This is a genomic window from Metabacillus sp. KH_069 (genome assembly GCF_057838075.1).
On sequence record NZ_CM174460.1, the window covers coordinates 1,049,725 to 1,071,921 of the forward strand.

The 22,197-nt window shown below is 41.9% G+C and carries 20 protein-coding genes and 1 riboswitch; of the genes, 16 read left to right on the forward strand and 4 right to left on the reverse strand.

The window, feature by feature from the left end:
- The first annotated feature begins 18 nt into the window (after positions 1-18).
- Together AC3ISE_RS05245 and AC3ISE_RS05250 are read left to right on the forward strand one after the other, a co-directional pair.
- A complete protein-coding gene (locus AC3ISE_RS05245) occupies positions 19-813 on the forward strand; it encodes an NAD kinase (protein WP_070879169.1) in 795 nt (264 codons plus the stop codon).
- A gap of 21 nt (positions 814-834) precedes the next feature.
- The gene (locus AC3ISE_RS05250; protein ID WP_489223319.1) at positions 835-1,737 is read left to right on the forward strand and encodes an RluA family pseudouridine synthase; all 903 of its coding nucleotides are present in this window, start codon (positions 835-837) and stop codon (positions 1,735-1,737) included.
- A gap of 776 nt (positions 1,738-2,513) precedes the next feature.
- Here AC3ISE_RS05250 and prpE read toward each other — a convergent pair.
- Positions 2,514-3,257: a bis(5'-nucleosyl)-tetraphosphatase PrpE gene (prpE, locus tag AC3ISE_RS05255; RefSeq protein ID WP_489223320.1), complete on the reverse strand. Its 744-nt coding sequence runs from the start codon at positions 3,255-3,257 to the stop codon at positions 2,514-2,516.
- A gap of 229 nt (positions 3,258-3,486) precedes the next feature.
- Entirely contained in the window at positions 3,487-4,662 is a 1,176-nt protein-coding gene (locus AC3ISE_RS05260; protein WP_489223321.1) for an FtsW/RodA/SpoVE family cell cycle protein, read from the reverse strand.
- 322 nt (positions 4,663-4,984) lie between these two features.
- Between AC3ISE_RS05260 and mgtE the strand changes: the two genes are divergently transcribed.
- The 13 genes from mgtE to AC3ISE_RS05325 all read left to right on the forward strand — a co-directional run bounded on the left by mgtE (position 4,985) and on the right by AC3ISE_RS05325 (position 17,559).
- Positions 4,985-6,352, forward strand: a complete 1,368-nt coding sequence (gene mgtE, locus AC3ISE_RS05265) for a magnesium transporter (protein ID WP_489223322.1) — start codon at positions 4,985-4,987, stop codon at positions 6,350-6,352.
- A 23-nt stretch (positions 6,353-6,375) separates the two neighbouring features.
- Positions 6,376-8,229 (forward strand): monovalent cation:proton antiporter family protein, encoded by a 1,854-nt coding sequence (locus tag AC3ISE_RS05270; protein ID WP_489223323.1) that lies wholly within the window; start codon positions 6,376-6,378, stop codon positions 8,227-8,229.
- 69 nt (positions 8,230-8,298) lie between these two features.
- Positions 8,299-8,408: riboswitch (TPP riboswitch) on the forward strand.
- 74 nt (positions 8,409-8,482) lie between these two features.
- Positions 8,483-9,169, forward strand: coding sequence for a thiaminase II (tenA, locus tag AC3ISE_RS05275; RefSeq protein WP_489223324.1), 687 nt, complete (start codon positions 8,483-8,485; stop codon positions 9,167-9,169).
- Positions 9,166-9,774 (forward strand): thiazole tautomerase TenI, encoded by a 609-nt coding sequence (tenI, locus tag AC3ISE_RS05280; protein ID WP_489223325.1) that lies wholly within the window; start codon positions 9,166-9,168, stop codon positions 9,772-9,774. The genes tenA and tenI overlap by 4 nt, the downstream gene beginning before the upstream one ends.
- Entirely contained in the window at positions 9,771-10,886 is a 1,116-nt protein-coding gene (gene thiO / locus AC3ISE_RS05285) for a glycine oxidase ThiO (RefSeq protein WP_489223326.1), read from the forward strand. Before tenI ends, thiO begins: the two co-directional genes overlap by 4 nt.
- Complete coding sequence (gene thiS / locus AC3ISE_RS05290) at positions 10,883-11,086, forward strand: sulfur carrier protein ThiS (protein ID WP_070878290.1); 204 nt, start codon at positions 10,883-10,885, stop codon at positions 11,084-11,086. Before thiO ends, thiS begins: the two co-directional genes overlap by 4 nt.
- A gap of 3 nt (positions 11,087-11,089) precedes the next feature.
- Entirely contained in the window at positions 11,090-11,857 is a 768-nt protein-coding gene (locus AC3ISE_RS05295; RefSeq protein ID WP_489223327.1) for a thiazole synthase, read from the forward strand.
- On the forward strand, positions 11,858-12,874 hold the full coding sequence (locus AC3ISE_RS05300) for a thiazole biosynthesis adenylyltransferase ThiF (RefSeq protein WP_489223328.1): 1,017 nt from the start codon (positions 11,858-11,860) through the stop codon (positions 12,872-12,874).
- A gap of 141 nt (positions 12,875-13,015) precedes the next feature.
- Positions 13,016-14,251: a DUF445 domain-containing protein gene (locus AC3ISE_RS05305; RefSeq protein ID WP_489223329.1), complete on the forward strand. Its 1,236-nt coding sequence runs from the start codon at positions 13,016-13,018 to the stop codon at positions 14,249-14,251.
- 118 nt (positions 14,252-14,369) lie between these two features.
- Complete coding sequence (gene fabI / locus AC3ISE_RS05310) at positions 14,370-15,143, forward strand: enoyl-ACP reductase FabI (protein ID WP_489223330.1); 774 nt, start codon at positions 14,370-14,372, stop codon at positions 15,141-15,143.
- A gap of 1,012 nt (positions 15,144-16,155) precedes the next feature.
- Positions 16,156-16,617, forward strand: coding sequence for an SRPBCC family protein (locus tag AC3ISE_RS05315; RefSeq protein ID WP_489223331.1), 462 nt, complete (start codon positions 16,156-16,158; stop codon positions 16,615-16,617).
- 3 nt (positions 16,618-16,620) lie between these two features.
- Positions 16,621-17,070 carry a GNAT family N-acetyltransferase gene (locus tag AC3ISE_RS05320; protein ID WP_489223332.1) on the forward strand — a complete coding sequence of 150 codons (450 nt, stop codon included), beginning with the start codon at positions 16,621-16,623 and terminating at the stop codon, positions 17,068-17,070.
- 72 nt (positions 17,071-17,142) lie between these two features.
- Positions 17,143-17,559: a CotO family spore coat protein gene (locus tag AC3ISE_RS05325; protein WP_489223333.1), complete on the forward strand. Its 417-nt coding sequence runs from the start codon at positions 17,143-17,145 to the stop codon at positions 17,557-17,559.
- Positions 17,560-18,105: 546 nt separating this feature from the next.
- On the opposite strand, the gene AC3ISE_RS05330 is transcribed toward AC3ISE_RS05325, so the two are convergent.
- Together AC3ISE_RS05330 and cotI are read right to left on the reverse strand one after the other, a co-directional pair.
- Positions 18,106-19,176, reverse strand: a complete 1,071-nt coding sequence (locus tag AC3ISE_RS05330; protein ID WP_489224270.1) for an IS110 family RNA-guided transposase — start codon at positions 19,174-19,176, stop codon at positions 18,106-18,108.
- Between the two features lie 400 nt (positions 19,177-19,576).
- Complete coding sequence (gene cotI / locus AC3ISE_RS05335) at positions 19,577-20,779, reverse strand: spore coat kinase CotI (protein ID WP_489223334.1); 1,203 nt, start codon at positions 20,777-20,779, stop codon at positions 19,577-19,579.
- A 243-nt stretch (positions 20,780-21,022) separates the two neighbouring features.
- Between cotI and AC3ISE_RS05340 the strand changes: the two genes are divergently transcribed.
- Positions 21,023-22,156 (forward strand): glycosyltransferase family 4 protein, encoded by a 1,134-nt coding sequence (locus tag AC3ISE_RS05340; protein ID WP_489223335.1) that lies wholly within the window; start codon positions 21,023-21,025, stop codon positions 22,154-22,156.
- Positions 22,157-22,197 lie beyond the last annotated feature (41 nt).

The following is a 22,197-nucleotide window of genomic DNA, read 5'->3' on the forward strand; positions in this document are numbered from 1 at the left end:
ATAAAGGGGCATGCTGTTATGAAATTTGCGGTCACATCTAAAGGAGATACCGTTTCAAATACACTAATGCATAAAATGAAAGCCTATTTAATGGATTTTCATCTTGAATACGATGAGGACAAACCTGATATTGTGATTTCAGTCGGAGGAGACGGCACGCTTTTATATGCTTTTCACCGTTACCGCAGCAGGCTTGATAAAACGGCATTTGTAGGAGTGCATACTGGTCATCTCGGTTTTTATGCCGACTGGGTTCCGGATGAAATTGAGAAGCTTGTCATTGCGATTGCGAAAACACCTTATCAGGTTGTTGAATATCCGCTGCTTGAAGTCATCATCAGACATAATGACGGCGGACGGGAAGCCCGCTACCTTGCCTTAAATGAATGTACTGTGAAAGCGATTGAAGGCTCACTTGTCATGGATGTTGAAATCAAGGGCCAGATTTTTGAAACCTTCCGCGGCGACGGTCTCTGCATGTCTACACCATCAGGCAGTACAGCATATAATAAGGCTCTTGGCGGAGCTATTTTGCACCCATCCATTCCTGCTATTCAAGTCGCCGAGATGGCCTCAATCAATAACCGGGTATTCAGAACGGTCGGATCGCCTCTAATTTTGCCGGACCATCATACTTGTTTACTAAAGCCTGTAAATGATGTTGATTTTCAAATCACGATTGATCATTTGACGCTTCTGCATAAGGATGTAAAATCGATTCAATGCCGCGTTGCCAATGAAAAAATCAGGTTTGCGAGATTCAGGCCGTTTCCATTCTGGAAGAGAGTCCGAGACTCTTTTATTTCCGAATAGGATTCTGAAAGGAAGATCGTGGTGAACGCGTTTCAATTAACATGGACAATCCCTGCTGCTGAAGCAGGCATGCTCATACGGGATTATCTTAAGGAAAAGAATATTTCAAAGCGCGCTTTAACAGATATCAAGTTCGGAGGCGGAAGCATTTTAGTCAATGATGAACATGCAACCGTCCGTTTCGAGCTTAGGGCAGGGGATGTCCTCAAGGTTATTTTTCCTTTAGAAAAGCCAAGTGCAGGTCTGCTTCCTGAAAAAGTTGATTTTGAGATTGTGTACGAAGATGAATGGTGTCTTGTCATCAATAAGCCGCCTTACCTTCCTGCCATTCCGTCGCGCGAGCATCCTGGAGGGACGCTCGCAAATGGGCTGCTTTTTTATTACAGGGAAAAAGAGATCGCTGCAACGATTCATATAGTCAACCGGCTTGATAAGGATACTTCAGGGCTAATGCTTGTTGCTAAGCACCGTTTTGCCCATTCCCTGTTTTCATCCCAGCAAAAGCGGGGGGGAATCAAACGGACCTATTTTGCATTGGTTGAAGGAGAAGTGAAGGAGAAACAGGGCACCATTTCTGCTCCGATCGGCAGGAAAGAGGACAGCATTATTGAACGGACCGTGAGAGATGATGGCCAGCATGCTGTAACCCATTACCAGGTTATTGCGTATTCGGAATGCAACACTCTCGTTTCTTTGAAGCTTGAAACGGGAAGAACTCATCAAATAAGAGTTCATATGGCGCACATCGGCCATCCGCTATGCGGCGACAGCCTATATGGTGGCAGTCATCTACTTATTCCAAGGCAGGCGTTGCACAGTGCCGAGCTCTCATTCTTTCATCCTTTTTTAGAAAAAGAAATGACTTTCAAGATTGACTTGCCGGATGATATCCAGTCGGTAATCAACAGAAAAAACTCATGCTGATTACAGCATGAGTTTTTTTCTATATGAATATAAGGGATTTTCGCAAAGAAATGATGGTATAAACTAGTTTGTGTATGAGGACTGACCAAGATTTGGAGTACTCCATGAAAAAGAAAAAGTACGTTAATGAAACGAAATTCAGGCGGTAGGGTATAGAGGGGTAAAATCCATGTTTAAGGTACTCAAAGATTCCACTATTTTCGCTGTTTCATGGAAATGAGGAATCATAAAAGGTCTTTGATTCCACTAATTATGCTTTTTCATGGAAAAGAGGAATCATAGAGTGGTTTTGATTCCACTAGTCACGCTCTTTCATGGAAAAGAGGAATCATAGAGTGGTTTTGATTCCACTAGTCACGCTCTTTCATGGAAAAGAGGAATCATAGAGTGGTTTTGATTCCTCTAATCACCCTCTTTCATGGAAAAGAGGAATCAAACAGTGGTTTTGATTCCACAAATCCCGCTTTTTCATGGAAAAGAGGAATCATACAGGAATTTTGATTCCACAAATCACGCTCTTTCATGGAAAAGAGGAATCATACAGGAACTTTGATTCCTCTAATTACACTTTTTCATGAAATAGAAGAATCATACAGAGGCTTTAGTCCGAATGACAGCCAAAAAAAGGGAAAAACCCTGTTTTTATGTACTCATAGAGAAATCGGCAGCTCCGCAAACAAATTAGATTTTCGCGAAAAAATCCGGTGTTTTTCGCAAGTGAATTTTCCTCAAAGAAATCGATGATTTCGTAAATAGATTGACTCTCGTCCTAAAAATTATGCTCCTCCATCCATCTCGCGGAACCTGGATTCGTCATAAGGCAAGGATGATTTTACTGAGACAACCTCTTTTTCAGGATACCTGAGTGCTGTTAAATAGCCTCCAAATACCGCTCCAGTATCAATGTTCACTGTATCGCCGACAAATCTTGCTTCGCGCACAGGTGTATGACCGTAGACAATAAACGGTTTTCCTTTGTACAGCTTTGCCCAGTCTCTTCTTACAGGAGTGCCGTCAGGGTTTGTCTGGCCTGTTATGTCCCCGTACAGGACAAATTCTTTTACCTTTTTGTGCGTTTTACCTATGTAGTCTGCCCGGATTCCTGCATGGGCAATGACAAGTCTGCCTGCGTCTAGGACCTGATAGAGAGGGGATTGATCATAGAGCTTCATGAAGCTTTGATAGATATGTTTACGCTCATCTTCTTCCAGCGCTTCAAGTTCTGCGGCAGTTGTTTCTAAACCATGTGCAACCTGGACTTTGTTTCCGAGCATGTAGCGGTAGAGTTTATTGCAGTGGTTGCCAGGCACGTAGTATCCTGCCTGATTTTCTGTAATTTTAATAACGGTCTCAATTACTTTTATAGATTGTGGTCCCCGGTCTGCAAGATCTCCTACGAAAGCAAGTTTTCTGCTGCTGTGCACAGGATACCCGTTTTTCCAAGCATATCCGAGCTTTTCCGTAAGTTCGTAAAACTCATCAAAACAGCCATGAATGTCACCGATAATATCAATTTTCATCTATACCCGTCCTCATTTGTCTCTTTTTCTAAGATGATAGCAGATATCTTTAAAGAATCAAAAATATCATATACTTTCATCGTGCCAATAATGAAAGAAAAGAATTCAGGATAATAGAAAAAACCCGTTTTTATAAACGGGTTTCATTAAGATGATGGTAAATATGGAGATTGTCCTTTGCTGTGTAGCTAACACCTCCTGGCCCCTCGGCCATGAGGTTCCGCTTTTCTTAATCAAACATATACTTTCTCGTCCGAGATCTGACATTTAACACAATGCCAATGGCAATCATATAGGTTGCAAGTGAACTTCCCCCATAGCTGATAAAAGGAAGCGGCAGTCCTGTAATCGGCAGGAGGCCGACAGTCATGCCGACGTTTTGAAACACTTGAAACGTAATCATGCCAATGACTCCTGTGCACAGGAAGCTTCCGAATGGATCGTTGCTCTCAAGTGCAATGTGAATCATCCGGTAGATGAGAAGGAAGAAAAGAGAAATCACAATGCTGCCGCCGATAAATCCGAATTGTTCAGAAATAATCGCGAAAATGAAATCTGTGTGACCTTCAGGCAAATAAACCTCAAGCTGCTGATAGCCTTTTCCGTAAAGCTCACCCGATCCGATGGCAAGAAGGGATTTGATCAGCTGAAATCCGATGTCGCTTGAATATTCATATGGATTAAGCCAGCCATAAATACGATCCAGTTTGTAAGAATTGGTGTCTAAAATGTACTTGTTGAAGAAATCCGGAAAGGTGAAAAAAATGAATACGCCTATAGCGGCAATTCCGGCACCGGATAAAATAAAACTGAAAATGAGTTTCCATTTAACACCTGAAACAATAATTAACGATCCGATAATGGCGCAAAAGACCATTGTCATCCCTGTATCCGGCTGTCTCATCAGCAGAAGTATGGGAGGTGCCGCTGCTGCAAATACTTTACCTAACAGGAGCAAGTCATCTCTGACCGTGTTGGCGGCGTATTTTTCGCGATGATCTGTGATAATTTTGCTCAGGACAATAATCATAAATATTTTCATAAGTTCTGAAGGCTGGAAATTACCTATACCAGGGAGAGTGTACCAGCTTGTTGCGCCTTTAATCGGCTCTACAAGCGGCGGCGGCAGGACTTCAAGCCCTAATAGCAAAACCATCCCAAATCCATATAAATACCATGAGAGCTGTTTGAACCGGTCAAAATCAATGACCATTGTTCCAATGACTGCGATAATACCGATGATGTACCATCTAAGCTGAAGAAAGGCAAAGTTTATATTCTGCAATTTTTCGGGTAGAGTAGGTTGGGCGCTGCTTATCGCAATGGCACTGGTCAGCGCCATTAAAAACATGATAAAAATAAGTGTGTAGTCTAACTGCTGCTGTGGGGATTTATCTGTGTTCATAATGGATCCCTTTCTATAAAAAAACTAATAATGGAATTAAATCAATTTTTCAACTCTGAATAAACAAACAGCGGAGAATAAACTTTCTCTGATTGAAGTTTTACTTTATCAATCTTAGCGAAAATTGATGAATTTGCAAAGGATTCATTTGTAAAACATCGCAAAACATGCTACCTTATCACAAGGAAAAAACGTCTGTACAGAGCGCAAACGCTAGTGCCGTGCATGTTTTATGCAGGTACATAAAATGTATCACAATTTGATGACATTTTGATGTCTTGGCTTTAATATAGAAACGTGTTGGGGAAGGAGGAGACTCTTGATGTCAGATGAAAGAGAAAAACTGGAGATTGAAGCTGCGAAATTAGTAACAGCTTTGGAGAATGAAGACTTTGAAGGGTTTCGCTCCATGTTTTTGGAGCAGCATCCATATGATCAGGCGAAAATTTTTGTAAAGCTTGAGCAGGAGGAGCGGACGAAGCTTTATCATTACCTGTCTCCTGAAGAAATGGCTGCTCTTTTTGAGAATATAGAAGACGAAGAGTACAATTACGAAATGTACCTATCCGAAATGGATCCGCGCTTTGCATCCCAGATGCTTGAGCACATGTACGCGGATGATGCGGTAGATGTACTTAATGAATTAAATAAAGATCAGGTGGCAAGCTATCTGACCATAATGGATGATGAAGCTGCACAGGAAATCCGTGAACTCCTGCATTACGAAGAATTCACTGCAGGAAGTATCATGACGACGGAATTCATTGCCATTATTGCCAATCAAACCGTTAAATCTGCCATGCATATTTTAAAGCATGAAGCTCCTGATGCAGAAACCATTTACTATCTTTATGTCGTCGATGAAGATAAACATCTTGTAGGCGTAATCTCACTGCGGGATTTAATCGTCAGCGACGATGATCTCATGATTGGCGAAATTATGAGTGAACGGGTATTTTCTGTATCCGTCGGCGAAGATCAAGAAGATGTAGCAAGAAAAATGAGAGACTATAATTTCCTTGCTCTGCCTGTAGTTGATTTTCAGAATCATCTTTTGGGAATCATAACGGTTGATGATATCGTCGATGTTATCGATGAAGAAGCATCTGACGACTATTCAAAGCTTGCAGCGGTATCAGATGTGGATTCTATAGACAGGGGGCCGCTGTCAGCGGCTAAAAAAAGATTGCCTTGGCTGGTCATTCTATTATTTCTAGGAATGTTAACCGCAAATTTAATAGGCCAGTTTGAAGAAACGCTTGATAAAGTAGCCATTCTAGCTGTATTTATTCCGCTGATTGCGGGGATGGCAGGGAATACTGGAACTCAGGCACTTGCGGTTGCTGTCAGAAGAATTGCAATGGGAGATCTTGAAGAGGGCGGCAATTATAAAATTATTGCCAGAGAAGCTGGTACAGGAATTATCAATGGTGCCGTGTGCGGAATTCTTGTGACTGGAGTCGTATATTTTTGGAAGCATGATTTCTTTTTAGGACTTCTGGTAGGCATCTCCATTCTAGCAACCTTGACTGTTGCGACAATCGCCGGGGCGTTTGTCCCGCTTGTGATGCACCGGCTGAAGGTTGACCCTGCGGTGGCATCGGGCCCTTTTATTACAACGATTAATGATATTATTTCCATTCTTATTTATTTTGGCATGGCAACTTTGTTCATGCAATATTTAATCTAGATTCAGGTTAGGAGGGAAATACTGTGCATGGAGCTTCCTTTTCATCACTAGTTATCGTACTATTAGCCGCTTTTATTACCCCGCTCCTGCTGCATCGCTTTAAAATTAAAGTCATGCCTGTTGTAGTGGCCGAGATTATCATGGGGATTATTATCGGTCAAAGCGGATTCAATCTGGTTCAGGAGGATATGTGGCTCGAAACACTATCTATGCTCGGATTTATTTTTCTTATGTTTTTGAGCGGACTTGAAATTGATTTCACCGCTTTTATCGGAGGCCGAAAAAAAGAAAAGCTGCCTAGCGGAAAAGAAGCGCCAAATACGTTTGCCGTTTCTTTCCTTGTTTTTGTCGGCATCTTTATTTTGTCTCTGCTCTTATCGTATCTGTTTGTTTTCCTTGGTTTTATCGAAAATGCCTTCTTGATGACGCTGATTATTTCTACGATATCGCTCGGTGTGGTCGTTCCTACACTGAAGGATGCGGGCATTATGAAATCCAACATTGGACAAATTATTTTGCTTGTTGCAGTCATCGCCGATTTAGTGACGATGATACTGCTTGCCGTCTTTGCATCGATTTATGGCGGAGAAAATACGAATACGTGGCTGCTATTAGTGTTATTTGGCGCTGGAATTGCTTTATATTTCCTCGGCAAAACCTTTCAAAGCAGGTCGTTTATTGAAACTCTGTCTAAAGGCACGATTCAAATTGGGACAAGAGCGATTTTCACCCTGATTGTTGTCCTTGTTGCTCTATCAGAAACAATCGGGGCTGAAAATATATTAGGTGCTTTCTTAGCGGGGGTTCTTGTCTCCCTGCTTTCACCGAACAAAGAAATGGTTCAAAAAATGGATTCCTTCGGATACGGCTTTTTGATCCCGATTTTCTTTGTCATGGTTGGCGTCGAACTTGACATATGGTCGCTGTTTAAAGATTCTAAGATACTAATGCTGATTCCCTTGCTGTTTATCGCTCTGCTGATCTCTAAAATTGTGCCGATCTATTTACTGAAGAGATGGTATGACACAAAGACAACTCTGGCATCAGGCTTTTTACTGACGTCAACACTGTCCCTTGTTATTGCGGCAGCTACTATTGGAGAAAGAGTTAATGTGATTGATGCACAAATGTCAGGGGCGCTCATTTTAACAGCGGTTCTGACGAGTATATTTACTCCGATCGGGTTTAAGAAGCTTTTCCCTGTACAGCTGTCTGAGAAAAAGAAGCTGAAGGTAGCTTTCATTGGGGCCAATCAGATGACACTTCCAGTAACGCGCGAGTTAAACCCGAAGATGTATGATACAACGGTGTATCATACTCATATCGATAAAAATGAACAGCAGATCGCTGAATCACTTTTTCAGATTGAAGACCTTGAAGATTATTCGATTGAAACGCTTCAGTCAAAAGGTGTTTTCAGTGCAGATATCCTGATTGCCGCTACAGGAGATGAAGATGCGAATGCGGAAATCTCCTTATTTGCGAAAGAGCTTGAAGTTGACCGGGTGATAGCAAGCATTTCGTCACCATTATTGGATGAACAGCTTAGAGCAAAGGGAATCGATGTCTTCTCTGTCCTGTTATCTACAAAAACTCTGCTCAGAGCTCTTATTGAAGCTCCTGGCATCATGAAAATTCTGACTCATAATGATTCGGCGCTGTACCAGATAAAAATGAACAACAGACGCTACGATGGCATGGTGCTTCGCAGCTTTCCCTTTACAGGCGACGTTATTTTTGTCCGTATTTTCAGGGAAAATGAATCGATTGTGCCGCATGGAGATACAGAGCTGAAACGCGGAGATCTGCTGATTCTGACTGGATCAGCTGAATATGTGGATGAGCTCAGACAAGAACTTGAATTCCATAAAAGCTGAAAGTTTTGACTTGAAAGTTTCTTTCAGCATGATATGATGTACATGTAAATATTTCTAAAATCATATATGAACTACCGCTAGGGGAGCCCTGTTAGAAGGGCTGAGATTGAAGTTTGCCTTCAAGACCCTCAGAACCTGATCTGGCTAAAACCAGCGTAGGGAAGTGGTGTAAAGGTCTATTCATACACCACTTTTCTATGCGAAAAGTGGTTTTTTGCTGTTTTCGCACCTAAAAAATGAGGAGGAACAAAACATGTCATTTTCAAAAGAATGCCGGGAGTATGCAAATAAATGGTGGGAAGGAAGCTTTGAACATCCTTTCGTAAAAGGAATTGGCGATGGCACCCTTTCAAAAGATAAATTTAAATATTATGTGATGCAGGATTCATATTACTTAACGCATTTTGCAAAAGTGCAGGCTTTTGCAGGGGCGATGGCGCCTGATTTGCATACTACTTACCGGATGTCCGTTCATTCCCAGGGAACGTACGAGGCAGAGCTCTCTCTGCATCAGCAATTTTCTGTCCTGCTTGGCATTACAGACAGGGAAAGGGAAGAATTTAAGCCATCTCCAACTGCGTATGCTTACACCTCCCATATGTACCGTTCCGTTGCGACGGGAAATCTTGGAGAAATCATCGCCGCATTACTTCCTTGTTACTGGCTCTATTATGAAGTCGGGGAGCATCTGAAAGATTGCAAACCAGGTGATGATGTTTATGAAAAATGGATCGCGACTTATCACGGTGAATGGTTTAAAGAGCTGGTTCTTGAACAGATTGCACGATTTGACGAGCTTGCTCTGCATGCAAGCGATCACGAGAGACAAATGATGAAAGAAAACTTCCTCATCAGTTCAATATATGAATATCGCTTCTGGGACATGGCGGAAAAAATGGAAGTGTGGGATGAGTCAGAAACCGTGCTGATGCAAAAGTGAAATTACATCTTGTGACAGACGGCCGTCGCAATATATCAGAGCTCATAAAAATCATCACAGACATACATACAGCTGCAGATGCCATTCATATTAGAGAAAAGAATAAATCGGCCGGGGAACTGATAGAGCTGGTTGAAGCTCTCCATCAAAATGGGGTGCCGAAATCAAAGCTTGTCATGAATGACCGGGTGGACGCCGCTGTTCTTTCTGGTTTGCATCAGGTTCAGCTCCCATCGCACAGCTTTGATGTGAAAATGGTGAAACAGAGGTTTCCGCACCTTGTCGCAGGCTGTTCTGTCCACACTGCTGCTGAAGCAATATATTGTGCTGAAAATGGGGCAGACCGGCTCCTATTCGGCCATGTATTTCAGACATCATCCAAAGAAGGTCTAAAAGCAAGAGGGATTGGCGCATTAAAAGAAATAGCGGAATCTGTCAGCATTCCTGTCATTGCAATTGGAGGAATCATTCCCGCTGTCATTCCGGAAATAAGAGATTTAAAGATTGAAGGAGCAGCCGTGATGTCCTACGTTTTTTCATCAAATCATCCTTATCATGCTGCATGTGAGATTGCAGAACAATTAAAAGGGGGAATGGGCGATTGAAACCTTTTTTTGATGCCGGTATTATCGGCGGAGGCGTCATCGGGCTTGCCTCTGCCTATTTTTTAGCGAAAGCAGGTATCCGCGTTGCGGTGTTTGAAAGCGGGAAAACAGGCAGCGGCGCATCAAGTGCTGCGGCCGGAATGCTTGGCGCCCATACTGAAACGGAAAAGGATGATGCTTTTTTCAGGTTTGCGAAAGAAAGCCAGACGCTTTATCCGGGATTAGCTCATGATTTATTGCTGGAGAGCGGAATCGACATACAGCTGCAGTACAATGGAATGTACAAACTGGCAATATCAGCAGAAGAAGCAGATGCTTTGAAAAAAAGAGCAGAAACAGAAGGGGATGTTGAATGGCATTCTAAAGAAAAAGTTCTAAGGAATGAGGAAGGCATATCAGAAGCCATTTACGGGGCTCTTAAAATTGAAAAGGATGGCCAGGTTAATCCTGCTGCTCTTTGTAAAGCCTTTACAAAAGCCATTCAACTCATGAATGGAAAGATTTTTGAAAACACACCAGTCTATAAAACCAACAGGATTGAACACTCCCATTATGAAATCGAAACGCCTCAAGATCTCTTTTTTTGCGAAGCTCTTATTCTTGCAAACGGTACATGGAGCAGCAGATACATTAAGGATTTCGTCCGGAATATATCTGTTTATCCCGTTAAGGGCGAGTGTTTGTCTGTGACATTGAAAGAGGGGAAACTATCATCTACTGTTTTTCATGAAAGCTGTTATCTTGTGCCAAAGCTTGACGGTAGAATTGTTATTGGCGCAACGATGAAAGAAGATACCTGGAATACAGAGCCTTCCGTACAAGGAATTGCTGCTCTCATGAATAAAGCGGTTAAAATGATGCCTGCAATTGAAAAGGCCAGTTTTCATCACGCATGGGCTGGCTTAAGACCTGGAACAGCAGACGGAAAGCCATATATTTTTAAGCATCAGGGTATACCTAACCTCTTTGTAGCAACAGGTCATTTCCGGAATGGCATCCTGCTTGCTCCGAAAACTGGTGAAATGATCCGAGATTTATTTTTAAATAGAAATGTAAATGAAGAATACGTTCATGCATTTAGAATGGACCGTGCACTAGAGGTGAGATTATGACCTTAAAAGTGAATGGGAGCATGATCGATCTGCAGTCTTCTGTACGCACGGTTCAAGATTTGCTGGCTTTTTATGAGGTAAGTAATAAAATCGTCATCGTTGAACATAATTCAGAAATCATAGCCAAAGAAGAATACGCAAAAACGGTTATCAATGATGGGGATGTTCTTGAAATTGTTCATTTTGTAGGAGGAGGATAATTGATGCTGACAATCGCAGGAAAAACGTTTCAATCGAGATTGCTGCTTGGAACCGGAAAGTATCCGTCTTTTGACATTCAAAAAGAAGCAGTACAAGCGGCTGAAGCTGATATTTTAACGTTTGCAGTAAGAAGAATGAATCTTTTTGAACCGTCTCAGCCTAATTTTCTGGAACAGCTTGATCTTTCACGCTACACGCTGCTGCCGAACACAGCTGGTGCGAAAACGGCGGAAGAAGCAGTCAGAATTGCCAAGCTCGCTAAGGCATCAGGGTTATGTGATATGATAAAAGTAGAAGTCATCGGGTGTGCGAAGACACTGCTGCCCGATCCTGTAGAAACCTTAAAAGCAAGTGAGGAGCTTGTCAAGGAAGGGTTTATGGTGCTTCCTTACACGTCTGATGATGTCGTGCTTGCAAGAAGGCTTGAAGAAACAGGTGTTCATGCCATTATGCCAGGCGCGTCCCCAATTGGTTCAGGTCAGGGCATTATCAACCCTCTGAATCTATCTTTTATAATTGAACAAACGAATCTGCCGGTTATTGTGGATGCAGGTATTGGATCAGCTGCTGATGCAGCAAAAGCGATGGAGCTTGGAGCGGATGGCGTTTTGTTAAACACCGCCGTTTCTGCTGCAGGCAATCCGGTCAAAATGGCAGCGGCTATGAAGCTTGCCATTGAAGCAGGAAGATTAAGCTTTGAAGCAGGCAGAATACCGGTAAAAACCTATGCATCTGCAAGCAGCCCGATCGAAGGAATGATGACATCCTAAATGGAACGATACTCTAGGCAAATCTTATTTTCTCCAATAGGAGAAGCAGGGCAGAAAAACATTCGAAATGGTCATGTGCTCATTATCGGTGCTGGGGCTCTTGGGACGGCAAATGCAGAAATGCTTGTACGTGCAGGTGTCGGCACACTGACGATTGTGGACCGTGACTACGTTGAATGGAGCAACTTGCAGAGGCAGCAGCTCTATACAGAAGAAGATGCGGATTTGCGTCTTCCTAAAGCAGCTGCTTCAAAACAAAGACTATCCCAGATTAATCATGAAGTAGAAGTCAGGGCGGTCATTGAAGATGTGACGGCTGAAAATATTTTTGAATTTAGTCAGGATGCAGATGTTATTGTTGATGCAACTGATAATTTTGAAACGCGGCTTGTGATCAATGATGCAGCTCTTAAGCAGGGCATTCCTTGGATCTACGGGGCTTGTGTCGGAAGCTATGGCCTGACTTATACGATCTTGCCCGGGCTTTCGCCTTGTCTGAACTGCCTTTTGAAGAAAATTCCAATGGAAGGACAAACGTGTGATACAGTGGGGATTATCAGTCCTGCTGTCCAAATGGTTGCCTCTTATCAAACAGGGGAAGTGCTGAAATTGTTAACAGGCGCAGCCGATCAGGTGAGAAAAGAATTGCTGTCGTTTGATGTTTGGAGAAATCAATTTTCGCAAATAAAAGTCCATGCACTGAAAGATTCAGCTTGTCCATCATGCGGCAAATCTCCCATTTATCCATTTTTATCACGCAATAATAGTGTGAAAATGTCGGTTCTATGCGGCAGAGATACGGTTCAAATAAGACCTTCAGTCTCTAAAGAAATGAACTTTAAGGAGCTGTCAAAAACACTTGGCAGAGCTGAAGCAGAAATCACGGCAAATCCGTATTTGCTCTCATTTCAGACGGAGCATCACAGAATCGTCGTCTTCCGTGACGGCCGTGCACTGATTCATGGAACAAAAGATCTAGCGGAAGCAAGGAAAATTTATCAGCGCTATTTAGGATAACAAGTTTATAAGAATTCATGAAACAAAACTGGCCTATGCTGGCCAGTTTTTTCTGTATTATGACATAGATTTATTGGATTTCTTTCTTAATTTAGACTAGCATGGACTTAACCAATATTTTATAAAGATTGAAGGTAGAACATGTCTAATAAATCTAAGAATTTAGCTGGAATATCACTTGCTGTCATGGGAGCGGGGTTTGCCGCAACAATCCCTTTTCAGGGATCAGTTGCTGGAGAATTTCTTCAGGGAGGATTTGAAGCCGGTCTTGTCGGCGGGTTAGCAGACTGGTTTGCTGTTACAGCGTTATTCAGACACCCATTCGGCTTGCCTATCCCTCACACCGCATTACTGCCGAAGAATCGCCACAGGATGATCAGGGGACTTGTAAACACAATTGAAAATGACTGGCTGTCAAAGGACAGCATTCAAACAAAATTATCCCAAATAAATCTCACAGAAAAGCTGCTGCCTATCCTTGAGAAAGAGTTTCATTCGGATTCTTTCAAAAAAACAATGAAATCGCTTATGATCCAAATGATTGAAAGTGTGGATCTCGAAAAGCTTGCTCCCCTTATCCAGAAGCAGCTGAAAGGATATTTAACATCTGATGAAGTATTGAACCTCCTTAAAGCTCTCATTCATCAGGTGCTTGAACGGAAATATGATGAAAAGAGCCTGGATTATTTCCTTATGAAATCTGAGGAGTGGGCGTCAAGACGCGATCAGCGTGAGGAGTTTGGAAGATTTGCGATGAGGGCCATTGATAATGGACAGGCCGATGGTTTTTTGCAATTTGCCATAAAATCCTTCCGGAATATTGTAAACGAAGAAAAACTCGGAAAAATTCTCCAGGATATTATTCTGAATGTAATTGGCGGTTTGCGGAATCCTGAAAGTGAATACCGGCAGGCCATCCTTGATCGCGTTCGAAAAGAATTGCTCGGCATTCAGGAAAACCATGCTTTGCTGGAGGAAATTGACCGGGTGATTTCTGAGTGGGACCCTTCTGAAAAACTGATGACAATCTTAAAGAAAACACAATCAAAAACGATAGCCTTTATTGAAGAAGGTTCATTTATGGACGATCATCTTATGCCTTTTGCTGATCAATTAATCGGAAAAATCAGTGCAGATAAAGAAAAAATAGATGCTATCGAGAGCAAAATCCAAGAACAAATCACTCTTTTTATAGAAAAAAACCATTCAAAAATCGGCAAACTGGTCGAAGAGAATTTAAACAAGCTTGATGATGAGACATTAATTGATATGATTGAAAATAATGTCGGGAAAGATTTACAGTGGATTCGGGTGAACGGTGCAGTGTGCGGATTTTTCATCGGAATTGTTTTAACGGGACTAAAAATGCTCTTTTAATTAGCTGAAATGATTCAGGTTCGTCCATGAAATCCAGCAGTGGTCTAGAAAATAAGCAAATAGCATGATATAATTATAACCAGGTACTAATAACATGTATTAATTAGGAGGATTCCAAATGAATTTATCATTAGCTGGACGCAATGTAGTCGTAATGGGCGTCGCAAACAAACGAAGCATTGCCTGGGGAATTGCCCGTTCTCTTCACTCGGCGGGAGCGCGTCTTATCTTTACATATGCAGGTGAACGCCTTGAAAAATCAGTGCGTGATCTAGTTGAGACGCTTGACCGTAATGATTCGATTGTTCTCCCATGTGATGTAACGAATGATGCTGAAATTGACACATGTTTTGAAGCGATTAAAAAGGAAGTCGGCGTTATTCACGGAATCGCCCATTGCATCGCGTTTGCGCATAAGGAAGAACTGAGCGGAGAGTACATGAATACAACGCGCGAAGGATTTTTGCTTGCTCATAATATCAGCTCTTATTCTCTTACAGCTGTCGCAAAAGCTGCAAGAGGCTTAATGACAGAGGGCGGAAGCATCGTGACACTCACATATCTCGGCGGAGAAAGAGTCCTTCCTAACTACAACGTGATGGGAGTGGCAAAGGCATCACTTGATGCAAGTGTGAGATACCTGGCAAGCGATTTAGGAAAAGACGGCATCCGCGTGAATTCCATTTCTGCCGGCCCAATCCGTACGCTTTCTGCAAAAGGAATCAGCGATTTCAACTCCATCCTAAAAGATATCGAAGAACGCGCGCCGCTGCGCCGCACAACAACACCAGAAGAAGTTGGAGATACAGCTCTATTCTTATTAAGTGACCTTGCAAGAGGCATGACTGGCGAAAATCTTCATGTTGACTCAGGCTATCATATTTTAGGTTAATCTAAACCTGGGCATAAAAATACAGAAGAAAACGGGTAATGAATTGCAGAGCAATTTGTGCCCGTTTTTTTTGTTGTTAGGGGTGAGTATTGGCTAAGCTATGATTCCCTGCCTATATGATTGAGGGCGTTTAGAAGACTCAAAGGTCCCGTATGATTCCTCAATTTCGTGAAGGAGCGTGAAAAGTGGAATCAAAAGCCATGTATGATTCCTCAATTTCATGAATGAGCGTGAATAGTGTACTCAAAGCCCCTGTATGATTCCACAATTTCATGAAAGAGCGTGAATAGTGGAATCAAAGATCCCTGTATGATTCCACCATTTCATGAAAGAGCGTGAAAAGTGGAATTAAAAGCCCTGTATGATTCCACAATTTCATGAAAGAGCGTGAATAGTGGAATCAAAACCCCTGCATGATTCCACCATTTCATGAAAGAGCGTGAAAAGTGGAATCAAAAGCCCTGTATGATTCCTCTATTTCGTGAAGGATCGTGAATAGGGGAATCAAAAGCCCTGTATGATTCCTCTATTTCATGAAAGGGCATGAATAGTGGAATCAAAGGTCCTGTATGATTCCTCAATTTCGTGAAGGAGCGTGAATAGTGTACTCAAAAGCCCTGTATGATTCCTCAATTTCATGAAGGATCGTGAAAAGTGTACTCAAAGCCCCTGTGTGATTCCTCAATTTCATGAAAGAGCGTGAAAAGTGTACTCAAAGCCCCTGTATGATTCCTCAATTTCATGAAAAAGAATGAATAGTGGAATCAAAGCCACTGTATGATTCCTCAATTTCATGAAAGAGAATGAAAAGTGGAATCAAAACCCCTGTATGATTCCTCAACTTCAGAATAAAGCGTATTCCAAAGAATCAACTGCCCTCCAAAGTCTCTTTAAATGAGACGTTTTGATTCCTGAAAAAAATAAGTTTGCTGCTTGTCCATGTGACCACTCCTATTCTGATAAAATATGGATAAGGAATGAAATCCTAATCATAAGGAGGATTGGTTTTTGCATGAGTGAATTTCAAGATCAAGTGACTGTCGATGCACCGCTTGACCAAGTATTTAAATTTGCGGCAGACGTTGAAAATGCCCCTTTGTTTATGCAAAATGTGACGAAAGTCGAAAAGTTGACGGACGGCCCTGTCCAAGCAGGCACGAAATACAGGGAAACCCGTGAAATAAGGGGAAGAGAAGCTTCAGCGGTAATTGAGATTATAGAATTTGTTCCGAGCGCAAAGTACTCCGTTAAAAGTGAAATGAACGGGATGGAAGCCATTTATCATTACACGTTTTCATCATCAGGCAATCATACGACAATCCGTTTCGAATGTGAAATCAAAGCGAAAAAATTCACAATGAAGCTTATAAAGCCGGTATTTGTGAAGATTATGAAAAAAGAAGACGGAGATCATCTTCAGCATTTGAAAAAAGTTTTGGAAGCTAAGGGTGCAGATGATAAAAAAGGACAGTGACAAATGATGGGATTAACATTTAAACTAGCTGAATCAGACGAATTAGAAGAAATATATGAATTAGCAGGAGAAAACCGCAGGGAAGCAACAAATCACATTTCAGACGATAATAAGGAAAAAATGATTGAAGCCTATGAACACTCCGCTAAATATCAGGCTTATTTTGTGTGCCTGATGGAGGGGAGCACATTGATTGGCTGGATTATGATTGATAAAGCATTCGATTTCCTGACAGGGGATGAAATCGGCTGGATTAATGATTTATATGTAAAAGTATCATACAGAGGCAAGGGCTACTCCAAGCTATTGATGGAGGAAGCATTAAAGGAATTCAAACAAAACGGGTACAGTGATGTAAGGCTGAATGTGTATGCTCATAACCAGAAAGCGATGAAGCTATACGAACAAATGGGGTTCAAAGACGTCAGCAAATTTATGAAAATTTCTCTTTAACACTCTCTCATCATAAAACAAATCTCTCCGCATATACTTCTTTGTAGAACACGAACATGAGGAGGGACGTCTGTGAAAAAGCATCAATCTGTTAAGAATCCTCCGCTGCTGTATATCGTTCAGCCGGAATTTGAACCTGTGTTAACATCTATGCAAAAAACATATGTCGTAAAAAGAGAGCTGCCGGCCGAAACAGCAGCTGCACCTGAGGAAGCTGTTTTAAGCGAAGAAGTGAAGCCTGAGGCGGCAGTCCAAAAAGAAGGCAAATTGACAAAGCCTCTGCATTCCTTCAATGACTTGTCGATCCCGGATAAAATTCAGCTGCTTCTTCATTTGCCTGACCGTCTTTCAAGCCTGAACTGCAGCATCTCAACGAACGTAAAAACCCACATAGGCAAAGTAACAGAATACAAGGATAACTGTGTGACGATAAACGGTGAAAAAGTTCCGCTGGAAGAAATACAGGATATTAATTTAAAAGGTTTATGAGAAGTGTCCTTGAATGGGCACTTTTTTTGTATTTCGTTTGAATAAATACAGCCTCCTGATATGAACGAAACTGTCAAGGCTCCTCCCGCACACCTCTTTTTGGACATCTTTAAGAAGAGAAGCGTTTTAAGCTTCTTTTCTTAAAGCCATTCTGGCTAGATAATCTCCTTCTTTAGCCTACCTACCACTCCTCACCCTCAGATTAGGTGTCAAGCGCTTTCCTTGACACCTAATCTGAGGGTGAGACACTTTTTCAGCTAAAGAAGCGTGAACTCTTCCTCCTTTTCTTAGAATAAGATTGAAGGTAAGAACACGGCACGAAGGCAAAAATTTCAACTGCGGTTAGCACTCTGATATTCGTGGGTTTTCACATTTTATCTTTCCGTATAAAGGACTGGTCCACTAACTCGGCGCGTGCATTCATCTCTTTCGACTTAGCACAGAGGAGGCACGTGGGTTTTCCTTTCCGGTTTTTCTCTTTGCCTTCGAGCCCTATTCTCATTCTTCAATTTTTCTGTACAATACATTATGAACTGTGAGATACGATCATGAATTTGTGTTAGGTAACTCTTCTACTTCATGCATCACCGCCCAGATAAAGCCGGCTAATTCTCTCGCAACTGCCGTTACAGCCTTACCCCCGTTTTTCCCTTTGGACAATAGCCTGTAATATTTCTTGTGAAGACGATTTTGCGCTTTCCATGAGATGGATTGAATGGATGGTGATTGACCGTTTATACGCTTCTTAAGTTCTCCCTTTACAGCTGGCTGGTAACGATAACTCCACGCCGATTCAACAAGTAAGCGCCGAACATGTCGATTCCCTGTTTTCGTAATGTTTCCTTGTTTTCGTTTTTCTCCGCTTGAATATTCGCTAGGAATCAATCCAACGTAAGCCATAAATTGTCGTGGGGTTGAGAAACGCTTAAAAGAACCAATTTCAGCTACAATACTTGTCGCCGTAATAAGCGCTATTCCTCTTAATGATTGAAGAGCTTGAACTTTTTCGGCATGTATCCCTTCTTTTGCGTGAATATTAATTTCTTCTTCTAATCGCAGGAGGCGCTGTTTCAGTTCTTTGAACTGATGATAGTATTCTTGAAAGACCACTCGCAAATGAACATTCTCAAATTTCAGCTTATCCAGCCAATTAAAATATTTTACTGTCCATTTATTTACTCCAGCAGGAGGTTTCAGATCATTCCGAAGTAGAAATTTACTTAATCGGTGTTTGGCCCTTAACTCGTCTTCTTTTGCGTCTTCTCTACAACGGACAAGGTCTCTTAATGCTTCATCATCCGGGGTTGGAATATAAATGGAAGTTAACTCGGCTGCACGATATAATTGAGCCAATCGAATGGCATCCCGGCGATCCGTTTTAATGCGTTCTCCGGGCTTTTGAGGGATAAGGGATGGGGCAATCACTTCACAATGAATTCCCATATCCGATAACAGCCTGTATAAGGCATAACCTGTCGGGCCAGCTTCATAACATACTCGAAGATACTCCGGCTTTCCCACCTTTTTCATGACCTTTTTTATGGCCTCTGGAGTATGGTCAATCATTCCCCAATATCGAGGTGCTTCGCGACCCTCATCTGCAATCGCAACCGCAATTTTTTATTTTGATACGTCTAAACCTACGTATTTCATGGCATCCTTCATAATAACTAGCTCCTTCCGTAATGTAGCTCTGATTTGGTATGTTTTTCCAGTAAACATTCTAACCAAATTAACCTACGATGTTACGAGTAAGGAGCTAGTTTCGTTCATGATAACTCGGTTGCAGTTGAGGATATACCAGTTCTTTTTAAGCAATCTGATTATGTTCACATTTACGTCGAATTAAATCTCAATGCGCGCGAATTAATTTGGAAAGCCCGTGAATTAAATTGAAAAGCCCGCGAATTAAATTAATAGCACGCCAATGAACGGGTATCCCCCTTGATTAACTGCAGGTCATCCAGCAGCGGAACAAAAAAAAAACTCATACACAAAGTATGAGTTTTCACGACATTTAATTCAATTTAATCATTGAATTTAAATGTGCTTCTTTGATTCTTTCATATTCGAATGCCTGAGCCAGCTCTTCTGGAAGCATATCTGTTTTTCTGACGAACTTTTCCCGTGCGATATCGTACATTTCATAAGGGAAAAGCATGTCAATATACATTACTTCTTTTTGTTCAGACGTTAACGGATTGACGCTTTCATAAGCATTCATCATTAATTGGAATCTTGCTTCATCCCACTCGCCTGTTGTATCCAGCAATGGAATGATCATCTTCCGGAGGTCGCGGATTGGCAGGTCGTATGAGACCGTGTCTAAGTCGATGACCCAGATCTTGCCGTCATTTCCGAGTACGGTATTTCCAGCGCCGTAATCCTGGTGGCAAAGTGTAGGATTTGCTGCTTGTTCTGTAATCCAAGGGACATACTTAGAATTCATCAGGCGGTCAAGAGTCTGTCTTCCTTGATCAATAAAATAATCGATCTCCTGTAAATACAATTGGGAAAACGGGTTATCGGGCATGGTTCTGGCTATATGCTTCCATGATTCCATCTGCTGACACCTTTTGATGTAGTGATTCGGCCAGCGTCCAAGTTTTTTAAACACTGGAATGCCTTCCGGCGGATGGTATCCCTCTGACCACAGGTGGAATTCAGCCAGTCCTTTCATGACAAATTCCAGATCAGGATCAACGGCTAAATCGAAAACGCCACCTTCAATCCAATCATAGAGAACGAATAAATATGGCCCTTGTTTAGTAAATAATTGATTTTGTTTGTTCCGGATTATTCCTGGTACTCTTGCGCCTTTTTCTGCTAAGTAATTTTGAGCATTAATGGAGAATAATGCTTTCTTTTCAGGGCGGTGTATCCGCTTTAAACAGACTGGTCCGCTGCTCGTGTGGATTTTCCATACGAGTGCCATTTGCCCTCCTTGAATGACCTCAATCCGGTCAACAGAGATATCCCAGCTTCCAATAATATATTCAGCAAGCTTTACAAGCTTAGCTTCTTCTTCAGGTGTCAGGACAAACCCAATCTCTTCTGCTTCCTCTTTCTCTTCTTTCTTTTCCTTTTTCTCTTTTGGAAAATCATATTTATTCGCTGTTTTTTTATCCGCACGCGCAGGTGATTTTGTAAGTTCTGATTCCATCTCTTCTTCATAATCGAAGTAATTAAAGAGTATTTTTCCGGCCAATATCGTCACCATCCCATCCTTTTACTTCATAGGTTATGAAAATAGTGTGTTTTTTGTCCTAGGCTCTTTTTGTAAAGTTTAATTGTTGTTTTGATTTTTACAGCAGTATTCTCCGCACAGGTTGATAACACACATTATTCCGCTGAAAAGTGATGAATTCGCCTTTTTTTAAAATAGTTTCTTTGGGGAAAGCACACCATTCCGCTTATTTCCGTATTTTAAGATAAGGGTTTTATAGACGAATGGAGGTAACGTATGAAGATTGCATTAATAGCAACAGAAAAACTGCCTGTTCCCGCAATTAAAGGAGGGGCGATCCAAATCTATCTTGATTCTATTGCTCCTCTTATTGCACAGAAGCATGATGTGACGATCCTCTCGATTCAGCATCCAGACCTTCCTGAGACTGAAACGCGAAATGCTGTTCATTATATTCGGTTTGCAGAAAGCGATTATCTTTCTCTGCTTGCTGAGCATGTAAAAAATACGAAGTATGATGTGATTCACCTCTGCAACAGGCCTGCATGGATTCCGCTCCTGTATACAGAGTCACCAAGTTCAAGGTGGATTTTAAGTGTTCACAATGAGATGTTCGCCAATGATAAAATGACGGATGAAGAAGGCAGGGCTTGCATTGCTGCTGTCGCCCAGATTGTAACGGTAAGCGATTATATCGGAAGGACGATTACAGACAGATTTCCTGAGGCAAAAGGCAAGGTGAGAACTGTTTATTCAGGTGTTGACCTTCAAACCTATTTTCCTGACTGGACGTCTGAAGGCAGGAGGCTAAAAGAACGGGTGCGTTCTGAACTGAAGTTGAGAAATCAGAAGGTTATTTTGTTTGTAGGGAGATTAAGCAAAGTAAAAGGACCTCACATCCTCTTACAGGCAATGCCTGAAATTATCAAAAGGCATCCCGATACGGTCATGGTTTTTATTGGCTCAAAATGGTTTGGCGACAATGAAGTCAACAACTACGTCAGACATTTATACACTCTCGGCGCAATGTATCCTGAAAACGTTCAGTTCATTCAATTTGTTCAGCCGAAAAATATTCCAACGCTCTATGCCATGTCCGACATTTTCGTCTGTTCATCGCAATGGCAAGAACCGCTTGCACGTGTTCATTACGAAGCAATGGCTTGCGGACTTCCGATCATCACAAGCAATCGAGGCGGAAATCCGGAGGTTATTGATGAGGGCAGAAACGGAAGGGTCATCAAAAATTTTGAAGATCCAATGGCATATGCGGAGGCCATCAACTCAATGCTTGACAGCTCGGGAAAAAGAGAAGAAATGGGCAGGTACGGCAGATCTAAAGCAGAGCGTGAATTCAGCTGGAACACGGTTTCAGGAAACTTATTGAGAGTTTATGAAAATGGAAGATAGAAAGGGTGGAACATCGTGGATACAGAACTAAGCCGTCATGA

Bases quoted from the DNA above. Each gene is read 5' to 3' on its own strand.
- AC3ISE_RS05245 (WP_070879169.1), top strand. From the start codon at position 19: ATGAAATTTGCGGTCACATCTAAAGGAGATACCGTTTCAAATACACTA.
- prpE (WP_489223320.1), bottom strand. From the start codon at position 3,257: ATGAAAATTGATATTATCGGTGACATTCATGGCTGTTTTGATGAGTTT.
- AC3ISE_RS05260 (WP_489223321.1), bottom strand. From the start codon at position 4,662: ATGAACACAGATAAATCCCCACAGCAGCAGTTAGACTACACACTTATT.
- mgtE (WP_489223322.1), top strand. From the start codon at position 4,985: ATGTCAGATGAAAGAGAAAAACTGGAGATTGAAGCTGCGAAATTAGTA.
- tenA (WP_489223324.1), top strand. From the start codon at position 8,483: ATGTCATTTTCAAAAGAATGCCGGGAGTATGCAAATAAATGGTGGGAA.
- thiS (WP_070878290.1), top strand. From the start codon at position 10,883: ATGACCTTAAAAGTGAATGGGAGCATGATCGATCTGCAGTCTTCTGTA.
- AC3ISE_RS05295 (WP_489223327.1), top strand. From the start codon at position 11,090: ATGCTGACAATCGCAGGAAAAACGTTTCAATCGAGATTGCTGCTTGGA.
- AC3ISE_RS05300 (WP_489223328.1), top strand. From the start codon at position 11,858: ATGGAACGATACTCTAGGCAAATCTTATTTTCTCCAATAGGAGAAGCA.
- AC3ISE_RS05305 (WP_489223329.1), top strand. From the start codon at position 13,016: ATGTCTAATAAATCTAAGAATTTAGCTGGAATATCACTTGCTGTCATG.
- fabI (WP_489223330.1), top strand. From the start codon at position 14,370: ATGAATTTATCATTAGCTGGACGCAATGTAGTCGTAATGGGCGTCGCA.
- AC3ISE_RS05315 (WP_489223331.1), top strand. From the start codon at position 16,156: ATGAGTGAATTTCAAGATCAAGTGACTGTCGATGCACCGCTTGACCAA.
- AC3ISE_RS05320 (WP_489223332.1), top strand. From the start codon at position 16,621: ATGATGGGATTAACATTTAAACTAGCTGAATCAGACGAATTAGAAGAA.
- cotI (WP_489223334.1), bottom strand. From the start codon at position 20,779: ATGGTGACGATATTGGCCGGAAAAATACTCTTTAATTACTTCGATTAT.
- AC3ISE_RS05340 (WP_489223335.1), top strand. From the start codon at position 21,023: ATGAAGATTGCATTAATAGCAACAGAAAAACTGCCTGTTCCCGCAATT.